Source organism: Aeromonas sp. CA23 (genome assembly GCF_002587065.1).
Classification (GTDB): Bacteria; Pseudomonadota; Gammaproteobacteria; order Enterobacterales; family Aeromonadaceae; genus Aeromonas; species Aeromonas bestiarum.
The window spans coordinates 1,868,427-1,878,928 of record NZ_CP023818.1; the positions used below are offsets into that span (position 1 = coordinate 1,868,427).

Annotated in this window: 6 protein-coding genes and 14 tRNA genes; 17 read left to right on the forward strand and 3 right to left on the reverse strand. The window is 58.9% G+C overall.

The features are described from left to right. The first annotated feature begins 198 nt into the window (after nt 1-198). From ybgF to CK910_RS08960, 15 genes are all read left to right on the forward strand, one after another. Nucleotides 199-999, forward strand: a complete 801-nt coding sequence (gene ybgF / locus CK910_RS08890) for a tol-pal system protein YbgF (protein WP_043142335.1) — start codon at nt 199-201, stop codon at nt 997-999. 174 nt (nt 1,000-1,173) lie between these two features. Continuing rightward, nucleotides 1,174-1,249, forward strand: a tRNA-Lys gene (locus tag CK910_RS08895). 30 nt (nt 1,250-1,279) lie between these two features. Next, nucleotides 1,280-1,355 (forward strand) — tRNA-Val (locus CK910_RS08900). Nucleotides 1,356-1,414: 59 nt separating this feature from the next. Further along, nucleotides 1,415-1,490, forward strand: a tRNA-Lys gene (locus CK910_RS08905). Nucleotides 1,491-1,511: 21 nt separating this feature from the next. Then, nucleotides 1,512-1,587 (forward strand) — tRNA-Val (locus CK910_RS08910). A 23-nt stretch (nt 1,588-1,610) separates the two neighbouring features. Next, nucleotides 1,611-1,686: transfer RNA gene (locus tag CK910_RS08915), tRNA-Lys, on the forward strand. Nucleotides 1,687-1,703: 17 nt separating this feature from the next. Further along, nucleotides 1,704-1,779, forward strand: a tRNA-Val gene (locus CK910_RS08920). A 21-nt stretch (nt 1,780-1,800) separates the two neighbouring features. Further along, nucleotides 1,801-1,876: transfer RNA gene (locus tag CK910_RS08925), tRNA-Lys, on the forward strand. A gap of 17 nt (nt 1,877-1,893) precedes the next feature. Beyond that, nucleotides 1,894-1,969, forward strand: a tRNA-Val gene (locus tag CK910_RS08930). A gap of 21 nt (nt 1,970-1,990) precedes the next feature. Continuing rightward, a tRNA-Lys gene (locus CK910_RS08935) sits at nt 1,991-2,066 on the forward strand. A gap of 16 nt (nt 2,067-2,082) precedes the next feature. After that, nucleotides 2,083-2,158, forward strand: a tRNA-Val gene (locus CK910_RS08940). Nucleotides 2,159-2,181: 23 nt separating this feature from the next. Beyond that, nucleotides 2,182-2,257, forward strand: a tRNA-Lys gene (locus CK910_RS08945). 16 nt (nt 2,258-2,273) lie between these two features. Further along, a tRNA-Val gene (locus CK910_RS08950) sits at nt 2,274-2,349 on the forward strand. 23 nt (nt 2,350-2,372) lie between these two features. Next, nucleotides 2,373-2,448 (forward strand) — tRNA-Lys (locus tag CK910_RS08955). A 17-nt stretch (nt 2,449-2,465) separates the two neighbouring features. Next, nucleotides 2,466-2,541: transfer RNA gene (locus tag CK910_RS08960), tRNA-Val, on the forward strand. A gap of 48 nt (nt 2,542-2,589) precedes the next feature. Here CK910_RS08960 and CK910_RS08965 read toward each other — a convergent pair. Then, entirely contained in the window at nt 2,590-4,695 is a 2,106-nt protein-coding gene (locus CK910_RS08965; RefSeq protein WP_098982335.1) for a methyl-accepting chemotaxis protein, read from the reverse strand. A gap of 141 nt (nt 4,696-4,836) precedes the next feature. Here CK910_RS08965 and nadA point away from each other — a divergent pair, with 141 nt between their 5' ends. Further along, entirely contained in the window at nt 4,837-5,910 is a 1,074-nt protein-coding gene (gene nadA, locus CK910_RS08970) for a quinolinate synthase NadA (RefSeq protein ID WP_172955275.1), read from the forward strand. A gap of 69 nt (nt 5,911-5,979) precedes the next feature. On the opposite strand, the gene CK910_RS08975 is transcribed toward nadA, so the two are convergent. Both CK910_RS08975 and gap read right to left on the reverse strand, forming a co-directional pair. Beyond that, entirely contained in the window at nt 5,980-6,846 is an 867-nt protein-coding gene (locus tag CK910_RS08975; RefSeq protein ID WP_098982338.1) for a D-hexose-6-phosphate mutarotase, read from the reverse strand. Between the two features lie 115 nt (nt 6,847-6,961). Beyond that, nucleotides 6,962-7,957, reverse strand: coding sequence for a type I glyceraldehyde-3-phosphate dehydrogenase (gene gap, locus CK910_RS08980; protein ID WP_043138590.1), 996 nt, complete (start codon nt 7,955-7,957; stop codon nt 6,962-6,964). Between the two features lie 345 nt (nt 7,958-8,302). On the opposite strand from gap, the gene malQ reads away from it, so the two are divergent. Next, nucleotides 8,303-10,492, forward strand: a complete 2,190-nt coding sequence (gene malQ, locus CK910_RS08985) for a 4-alpha-glucanotransferase (RefSeq protein ID WP_172955276.1) — start codon at nt 8,303-8,305, stop codon at nt 10,490-10,492. Nucleotides 10,493-10,502 lie beyond the last annotated feature (10 nt).

A 10,502-nucleotide genomic window follows, 5' to 3' on the forward strand; every position in this document is an offset into this window, starting at 1 on the left:
GCCATTTCGATGGCCGTTTTATTTACACTGAAGCTACCGGTTTGATCCGAATGAAATGTGTGTATAAACAAGCGACTATTGCGATGGCCGTTTTATATACACAGAGGCTACCGATTTGATCCGAATGAAATTTGTGTATAAGCAAGCGACTATTGCGATGGCCGTTTTATTTGCACTAAACGCTAAGGTTTGATCCGAATGAAATCTGTGTACAAGCAAGCAACTCTTGTGATGTCAGTGTTAGTTGCACTGAGCGCTCAGGCGGCTGCGCCCGTGAGCGATCTCAGTGGCGGTGGTGGCGTGGCCCTCAGCGGCAACAATGGCGCCATCATGCCCACAGGCAGCCTGGAAGACAGGGTCGCCTTGCTGGAGCGCACCCTGAATGCCCGTCTGCGCCTGCAGGCCGAGTTGCAGCAACAGGTGGATTCCCTGCAAGGGGAGGTCTCCGAACTGCGCGGCCAGCTGGAACAGCAAACCTACCAGATGGAGCAGTCGCAAGAGCGTCAGCGCCAGCTCTACCAGGAGCTCGACAAGGTGGCCAACAGCCAGCCTGCCGCAGCCCCCGCCACACCGGCGGCCGGTGCGAGTGCAGCCCCGGCTGCTGCGGCCAACTACTCCGCCAATCTGGATGAGAATCAGGCCTACGACGCGGCCGTGAACATGGTGCTGAAGGACAAGAACTACGACAAGGCCATTCCCGCCTTCGAAGGGTTCATCAAGCAGTACCCAAGCTCGGGCTATGTGCCGAATGCCCACTACTGGCTCGGCCAGCTGCTGTTCAACAAGGGTGACAGAACCGGTGCCGCGGCCCAGTTCTCTACCGTGGCGAACAAGTTCAGCAAGTCTCCCAAGCGGGCCGATGCGCTGCTGAAGCTGGGCATGCTGGCACAGCTCGATGGCAAGAAAGCGGAAGCCAAGACCTTCTATGAACAGGTGATCAAGGGCTATCCCAACACCTCGCCGGCCCAGTTGGCCAAGCAGAGTCTGAGCAAGTTGTAGCATTGCCGTATGTCACTGTTTTCGTAACAGTCTTGTAAATACGGCCCCGCTTTGTATGCGCAGTGAACAATCAGATTGAATTTGAGAATTTTCTATTGCGCCAGGATGATAAATCCGTAATATAGGCCGCCGTCAGAGCCGGTGCAGTATTGCATCCGGTCCTGGTCGTGGTGAGGGTCGTTAGCTCAGTCGGTAGAGCAGTTGACTTTTAATCAATTGGTCGCTGGTTCGAATCCAGCACGACCCACCATTTCTCCACCAGGTGGAGACAGAATTCCCAGGTCGTTTAGCTCAGCTGGGAGAGCACCTCCCTTACAAGGAGGGGGTCACTGGTTCGATCCCAGTAACGACCACCAGTTTTGTGAGTAGAGTTGAAACTGTTTGCCGAAGGCGAACAGTGCCAGGCAGAAGGTGGGGGTCGTTAGCTCAGTTGGTAGAGCAGTTGACTCTTAATCAATTGGTCGCTGGTTCGAACCCAGCACGACCCACCAATCTGGCAACAAGGTTTCCCAGGTCGTTTAGCTCAGCTGGGAGAGCACCTCCCTTACAAGGAGGGGGTCACTGGTTCGATCCCAGTAACGACCACCAAGTTTGTAAAAAATGATTTAGATGGGTCGTTAGCTCAGTCGGTAGAGCAGTTGACTTTTAATCAATTGGTCGCTGGTTCGAATCCAGCACGACCCACCATCATTTCAAGAATCCCAGGTCGTTTAGCTCAGCTGGGAGAGCACCTCCCTTACAAGGAGGGGGTCACTGGTTCGATCCCAGTAACGACCACCAGTTTGTAAAAATGATTTAGATGGGTCGTTAGCTCAGTCGGTAGAGCAGTTGACTTTTAATCAATTGGTCGCTGGTTCGAATCCAGCACGACCCACCATCATTTCAAGAATCCCAGGTCGTTTAGCTCAGCTGGGAGAGCACCTCCCTTACAAGGAGGGGGTCACTGGTTCGATCCCAGTAACGACCACCAGTTTGTAAAAATGATTTAGATGGGTCGTTAGCTCAGTCGGTAGAGCAGTTGACTTTTAATCAATTGGTCGCTGGTTCGAATCCAGCACGACCCACCATCATTTCAGAATCCCAGGTCGTTTAGCTCAGCTGGGAGAGCACCTCCCTTACAAGGAGGGGGTCACTGGTTCGATCCCAGTAACGACCACCAAGTTTGTAAAAAATGATTTAGATGGGTCGTTAGCTCAGTCGGTAGAGCAGTTGACTTTTAATCAATTGGTCGCTGGTTCGAATCCAGCACGACCCACCATCATTTCAGAATCCCAGGTCGTTTAGCTCAGCTGGGAGAGCACCTCCCTTACAAGGAGGGGGTCACTGGTTCGATCCCAGTAACGACCACCAAGTTTGTAAGAAATGATTTAGATGGGTCGTTAGCTCAGTCGGTAGAGCAGTTGACTTTTAATCAATTGGTCGCTGGTTCGAATCCAGCACGACCCACCATCATTTCAAGAATCCCAGGTCGTTTAGCTCAGCTGGGAGAGCACCTCCCTTACAAGGAGGGGGTCACTGGTTCGATCCCAGTAACGACCACCAGATCGAAAAGCCCGCAACGATGCGGGCTTTTTTTATGGCTGTTTCTCATCAGGTTCTCAAACGATCCAGTTGGGTTGCCAGGGCGCCCGAGGCCTGCTCCAGCTCCTCGCTCAGGCGATGGCTGGCACTGGCCTCCTGCCCCAGGGTGGTGGCGGCATCACCGATGCGCATCAGGTTCTGGTTGATGGTATCGCTGACGGCACTCTGCTGCTCGGCCGCCGTGGCGACCTGGCTGATGTGATCGTGGATCTGCTGGATCTGGGCGACCACCCGGTTGAGCGCCTCGAAGGCCTGCTCCGTACCCTCGACCGTACTGGCCGAGCGGGTGATGCCTGTGCTCATCAGCTGCTGGCTGCTGCTCACCTCGGTTTGCAGGCTGCCGATGAGCTGGCCTATCTCGTCGGTGGACTCGCGGGTCTTGGTGGCGAGCGCCCGTACTTCGTCTGCCACCACCGCAAAACCTCGTCCCATGTCTCCCGCCCGCGCCGCCTCTATCGCTGCATTGAGTGCCAGCAGGTTGGTCTGCTCGGCGATGGCCCTGATCACATCCAGGATGCGGCTGATATTGGTGCTGCGCTGGGCCACCTGGGCCACCGCCTTGTCGGCCTGGTGCATGTCCTCGACCAGGGTATGGATCTCGGTGCGAGCGCGGCTCAGGGTCTGCTGGGCCGTGTTGATGTGATGGGTGGCGGCCTCCGACTCCTGGGCCGCCTGCTCCGCATAACCCGCCACACTGACCGCAGTGGTGCTCATCTGATGCATGGCACTGACCACGCTCTCCAGTTCTATGCTCTGTTCATCCAGGCTGGTGCGCATGGTATCGGCCGTCTGCTTCATCCCCTGTGCCTGCTGGCGCACTTGCTGTCCAATCTGCTTGCTGCCCTGCACCATGCCGCGCAGCTTGCCAAGAAAGGCGTTGAGCTGGCCGGCCAGTTCGATCAGCTCCTGATGAGTGTCTACCTGCATCTGCTGGGTCAGATCCCCCTCGTTGCTGGAAAGGTGGGCGACGTGGCGGCTGATGCGCGAGAGCGGGGCCGTGATGGTCTGGATAAACCAGATGAGCAGCCCTAGCGCCAGCAGGGTGATGATGGTGACGGCAATCAGCTGTTGCTGCTGGGCGGCTTGCAGCAGGTCGCCCAGCTGGTTGCTGATGGTGTTGGCCTGGCTTAGTGCCAGCGCCTTGGGCACCTTGATCATCAGCCACCACTGGGTATCGGCCGCCTCGATCCGCACCGGTTGCTGCAAGATGAAATCGGTGTCGGTATCCCGCGTTTGTCCGGTTGGCGCGGTCAGCCCTGCCTCCGTCAACGGGCGACCCAGTTTGTCGGCGTAACGGTTGCTGCCGACGATGAGCCCCAGCTTGCTGACCAGGGTCACGTCGGCCTGATTGTCATACAGGCTTTTGCCCAGGCTTTCTGCCAGCTGCTGGAAGATGGGCAGATTCATATCGACACCCGTGATCCCGACGAACTTGCCCTCCTTGAGGATGGGAACCGTCAGGCTGGTCATCAACACCTTGTTGCCCGGGCTGATTTCGTAGAGGTAGGGTTCCATCAGGCAGGGGCGGCGGGTATCGCGACCACACAGGTACCACTCGCTGTTGCGAATGCCGAATTCATTGACCGAGGTATCGTATTTGGCGTCACTGGCCGCGGCATCCACCTGCTGTTGCGACACTTTCCCGCCCTGATCGCGAACGAAGTAGATCTCCAGGCTGCCCTTGCTGGGGACTGAGTGGGATGCGCCGGACGGCCAGGCGGCATCCTGGCCATCGTAGCTATTGGGCTCAAACTGGGCATAGATGGAGCTGATGCCGCTCGCCTGCTGCAAGCGGCTGCCCAGCAGGGTCTCGACCTGGGGGCGGGAGAGGATGCGATCCGGCTGGGCCATGCTGCCCTCAAGCTGGGCGGCTATTCCCAGCGGCACCTGATAGGACTGCTGCAGCAAGGCGGCTATCTGCACAGCGTAGCGCTCGGCCTGGAACTGCAGGGTGCGGGAGACCTCCTGTTCCAGCGCCTGGCGGGTCTGGCTCATTATGTTGCTGCGCAGGGATTGCAGGGAGGAGGATTGTATCAGCGTCATGGCGATGCCGCTGAACAGGAAGAGTCCCATGGTGAGCAGCAGCAGCTTGGTTTTGAGCGAGCGTTGTTTCATTCGACAACTCCTTTTGGCAAGAATGACAACGAATTACTTGAGTATATTCGGACACTTGCGTACCACCCGATTTGTTGATGGGTTTGTGGCCAGCTTCTGGTTATAATTTTTGCCTTTCCGAGCCTTGATGGAACAGTCGCAATGAGCAATGCACTGAGCAATATCCCTCCGGTGGTCGAGATGGACTACCCGTTCCCGGTCAAACCGGCCCCGCTGACCGCCGAGCAGAAAACGACCCTGATCGCAGACATCAAGGCACTGCTTGAAGCGCGTAAGGCCGTGCTGGTTGCCCACTACTACACGGATCCCGAGATCCAGGCGCTGGCCGAGGCCACCGGTGGTTTCGTCGGTGACTCCCTCGAGATGGCCCGTTTCGGTCGGGATCACGCCGCCCAGACCCTGATAGTGGCGGGGGTGCGCTTCATGGGGGAGACCTCCAAGATCCTGAGCCCTCACAAACGGGTGCTGATGTCAACCCTGGAGGCGGAGTGTTCCCTCGATCTGGGCTGCCCCATCGATAAATTCTCGGCCTTCTGCGATGCCCACCCCGACCACATAGTGGTGGTCTACGCCAATACCTCGGCGGCGGTGAAGGCGCGGGCCGACTGGGTGGTGACCTCCAGCATCGCGCTTGAGATAGTCGAGCACCTCGACAGCCAGGGTCACAAGATCATCTGGGGCCCGGACAGACACCTGGGCGCCTATATCGAGAAGAAGACGGGAGCCCAGATGCTGCGCTGGCAGGGCCACTGCATCGTCCATGACGAGTTCAAGGCCCGTGCCCTGCGCGAACTCAAGGAGCAGAACCCGGATGCGGCCGTGCTGGTGCACCCGGAATCCCCGGCTTCCGTCATCGAACTGGCCGATGCGGTGGGTTCCACCAGTCAGCTGATCAAGGCGGCGAAAGAGCTGCCCCAGCAGAAGCTGATAGTGGCGACCGATCGCGGCATCTTCTACAAGATGCAGCAGGCTTGTCCGGACAAGGAGATGGTCGAGGCACCGACCGGTGGCGATGGCGCCACCTGCCGCAGCTGCGCCCACTGTCCCTGGATGGCGATGAACGGCCTGGTGGCGATCAAGGAGGCGTTGACCGATGGCGCCGAGCGTCACGAGATCCTGGTGGATGAAGCCCTGCGGGTGAAGGCGCTGATCCCGCTGGATCGCATGCTGGACTTTGCCGCCGAGCTCAGGCTCAAGACCCAGGGCAATGCCTGATCCATTGGGGCATGAGATGTGAAGAGGGCACCCGTTGGGTGCCCTCTTTCGTTATGGGTGCCGTGCAGATCAGAGGATCACGGTAGAGAGGCTGTGCTCTTCATCCGGCGCTATGACGATACCAGCCTCGGCCGTGATGGCTGCTTCGACGCAGAGCATGGTGCGATAGCCGTCGTTGCTCATGTCGGCCATGGCGGTGGCGCCTTCCAGCCAGGGGGTCCAGACCACGATACTGTCGTGGTTGCCGCTGACCACCTGAGTGGTGCGATCGCCATCCTGAACCCGGATCATGGCCTCGGGTTGGTGGTAGACCCGATCAATGGCCGCTGTGAGCGCCAGAGCGCCCTGTTGCTGCGCATCCTGGCCGGTCAGCTTGTCGGCGTAAGGCTCGCCCAGCCCGGTCACGCTGACGGCTTCCGGGGCGCTAATCTGCAGATAAGTGTGCAGGGCTGCGCTATAGGCGATGGGGGCCTTGCCCGTGTTGCGGGTGGTCAGCACCAGCGAGAGCTCCTTGCCGACCAGTACATCCAGTTCCAGTTCGAAGGGGTGAGGCCAGAGGGTGCGGGTCGCCTCGTTGTCACGCAGAGACAGATGGACGAGCGTGCCATCGCCATGATCGGAGACGCCGTCCAGGGTCCAGAGGCTGGTGCGGGCGAAGCCGTGGGACGGTTTGCCGCTGCCGACACGGGCGGGGGCCGGGCCGAACCAGGGCCAGCAGACGGGAATGCCGCCGCGGATGGGCTTGCTGCCATCCAGCACGGCCTTGTCGCTGAGCCAGATCGAGGCGGGTTCGCCGTGGCGCTGGTAGCACAGCACGTGGGCGCCAAACAGGCTGATCTCCGCCTTGGCATCGCCATTGTCGATGGAGAGCAGGGGCTGGCCAGCCGCATTGTGGCTGAGGGTACAGTGGGCAGTCAGAGAGCGTGTCGGTTGCATGAGGACTCCTGTGCTCGCGCACATTCAGAAGAGAGGGTCGGAAAATCCACGATCCAGAATACAAAAAGGCGGCCAATGGCCGCCTTTTTCAAGCTACTTGATTGCGCATCCCAAATTACTTGGAGATGTGAGCGATCAGGTCCAGAACTTTGCTGGAGTAGCCCATTTCGTTGTCGTACCAGGATACAACTTTAACGAACTTGTCGTTCAGTGCGATACCGGCTTTGGCATCGAACACGGAAGTCTGACGCTCGCCCAGGAAGTCAGTGGAAACCACTTGATCTTCGGTGTAGCCCAGCACGCCCTTCATGGAGCCTTCGGAGGCTGCTTTCATGGCTGCACAGATTTCAGCGTAGGTAGCGGCTTTCTTCAGGTTGACGGTCAGGTCAACAACGGACACGTCCGGAGTCGGTACGCGGAAAGCCATGCCGGTCAGTTTGCCGTTCAGTTCCGGGATAACAACGCCAACAGCCTTGGCAGCACCGGTAGAGGACGGGATGATGTTCTGAGCCGCACCGCGGCCACCGCGCCAGTCTTTGGCAGACGGACCATCAACGGTCTTCTGGGTAGCAGTGGTAGCGTGGACAGTGGTCATCAGGCCGGATTCGATACCGAAGGTATCGTTCAGAACCTTGGCGATCGGGGCCAGGCAGTTGGTGGTGCAGGAAGCGTTGGAAACGATGTCCTGGCCAGCGTAGGTAGCGTCGTTAACACCCATGACGAACATAGGGGTAGCGTCTTTGGACGGGCCAGTCAGAACCACTTTCTTGGCGCCGGCAGCGATGTGCTTGCGAGCAGTGGCGTCGTCCAGGAACAGACCGGTGGCTTCGGCAACAACGTCAACACCGATGGCATCCCACTTCAGGTTTGCCGGGTCACGCTCAGCGGTAACACGTACGGTTTTGCCGTTGACAACCAGGTTGCCGTCTTTGACTTCAACGGTGCCCTTGAAGCGGCCGTGAGTGGAGTCGTACTTCAGCATGTAAGCCATGTAGTCAACGTCGATCAGGTCGTTGATACCAACCACTTCGATGTCAGCACGCTCAGCGGCCAGACGGAAGACGAAACGGCCGATGCGGCCAAAACCGTTAATACCTACTTTGATAGTCATATTTGGTTACCTAACTGTTCAGTAGTCAAAGAAAATTCCGTTTGTAAATTTACTAGAACTCCCCCGTGAGTCAACCAACAATCTGTCTGAAATTGCGCTATATCATGAAAAACTGTGAAATTTATTTTCGGTTTATGTAACTGACTACCAACTTTTGTCGAAAATGTCATCGGCTGGTTCGCGTCATGGAGATCAACAATAGTGCCTGTTCTGTCACACAACCAGCCAGACAGATGTGTAAAAATGTGCGCGGTTTAGCATGGCCGAAAAGCCACTGTTCAAGTACCACCCATAAAAATTAATCAAAATAGTATAGATAGAATCCACAGCGGGAATTCTCAAACTATGACCACCCTGATTGAACAGCTGGCTGCCGCCAAAGGCATCGCCAGCGAGTATGTTGATGCCTGGGGCCACCCGGCCCAGGTATCCGAAGAGAGCAAGGCCGCCATGCTGGGCGCCATGGGTTACCGCGTCGATGACGAGGTCGCCCTGACGCAGCAGCTGGAGCAGGAGCATCGCCAGCACTGGTTGCGCGCGCTGGATCCCGTGATGGTGGTCCGCAGCGGTGAGCCCATCACCCTCGAAGTCCGTCTGCCCATCGATTTCGTCAATGACGCCCTCACCTGGCAGCTCGTGCTGGAACAGGGGACTGTGTTGTCCGGCCAGCTCACCCCCATCGAGGGTGAGCTGGTCGGTGTCGCCGAGTTCGAAGAGATGGAGTGCCAGGCCTATCGCGTGGCGCTGGCTGCGCAGCCCGAGCTGGGTTATCACCAGCTGACCCTGCTGGAGGAGGGCAACGACGAGCCGCTCGCCAGCATGCGTCTCATAGTCGCGCCCAAATCCTGTTACAAGCAGGCGCCGATTGCCGAAGGCCGCAAGGTGTGGGGCCCGAGCGTGCAGCTCTACTGCCTGCGCAGCCGCCACAACTGGGGCATGGGGGATTTCAGCGATCTTGGCCAGCTGGTCGAGAAAGCGGCCGCCTGGGGAGCCCACTTCGTCGGCCTGAACCCCATTCATGCCCTCTATCCGGCCAATCCCGAGAGTGCCAGCCCTTACAGCCCCTCTTCCCGTCGCTGGCTCAATGTGGCCTATATCAACGTGGAGATCGTGCCCGAGTTTCTGGCCAACGATCGGCTCAAGGCTGAGGTGGCCAATCCGGCCTTCCAGCAGCACCTGGCCGAGCTGCGCGCCAAGAGCAACGTGGATTACACCGGCGTCATCGAGACCAAGATCGGCATGCTGCGTCAGGTGTTCGACCAGGCCAGTTTCAGTGCCGAGCGCCAGGCCGGCTTCGATGCCTTCGTGGCGGCCGGTGGCGACAGTCTGCAACAGCAGGCGGCCTTCGATGCCCTGCAGGCCCATTTCTATGGCAAGGGCGAAAACGCCTGGGGCTGGCCGGTATGGCCCGATGCGTACCGCGATTACCACAACCCCGAGGTGGCCACCTGGGTCGCCGCGCACCAGCAGGACGTGAACTTCTATCTCTACCTGCAGTTCCTGGCCGATGAGCAGCTGGCGCAAGCCGATGCCCGCGCCAAGGCCGCCGGCATGGTGATGGGGATCTACCGTGATCTGGCGGTCGGCGTCTCCGAAGGCTCCACCGAGATCTGGGCCAACCGGGATCTCTACTGCCCGAAAGCCTCGGTCGGTGCGCCGCCCGATATTCTGGGCCCGCTCGGCCAGAACTGGGGTCTGCCCCCCATGAACCCGAACCAGCTGTTTGAGGCGGCTTACCAGCCCATGGTGGATCTGTTCCGCGCCAACATGCGCTCCTGCGGTGCGCTGCGCATCGACCACGTGATGGCCTTGCTGCGTCTGTGGTGGGTGCCGCCCGGAGAGTCTGCCGCCAAGGGGGCCTACGTCTATTATCCGGTCAACGATCTGCTGGGGATCCTGGCGCTCGAATCCCACCGCAATCAGTGCCTGCTGATCGGTGAAGATCTGGGGACTGTGCCGGAAGGCATAGACGTGACCCTGAAAGAGAACGGCGTCCACTCCTACAAGGTGTTCTTCTTCGAGCGCTCCAAGGCCGACGGCGGCTTCATCTCTCCCGCTCACTACACCGAGCAGGCGATGTCGGCCCTGACCACCCACGACATGCCGACCCTCAAGGGCTTCTGGCATTGCGACGATCTGGCGCTGGGCCGCGAGCTGGGATTGTATCCGGATGAAGACGTGCTCAAGACCCTGTATGCTGATCGCCACCAGGCAAAACAGCGGATCCTCGACAGCCTGCACGCTCATGGGGTCATCTCTGACAGCGTCAGTCATGACGTGAACTGGGTCGGCATGAACACCGAGCTCAACCATGGGCTGCAACTGCATATGTCCCGCGGCAGTTGTGCCCTGTTCAGCACCCAGCTGGAAGACTGGCTGGAGATGGACAAGCCGGTCAACGTGCCGGGCACCAGTTATGAATACCCCAACTGGCGTCGCAAGCTGTCCACCGATCTGGAGGATATTTTTGCCAATGAAGCGCTCAAGGCGCTGGCAGGCAAGATGAGCCAGGCCCGTGATGAGGCCAGTCGTTGAGCCACTGCCG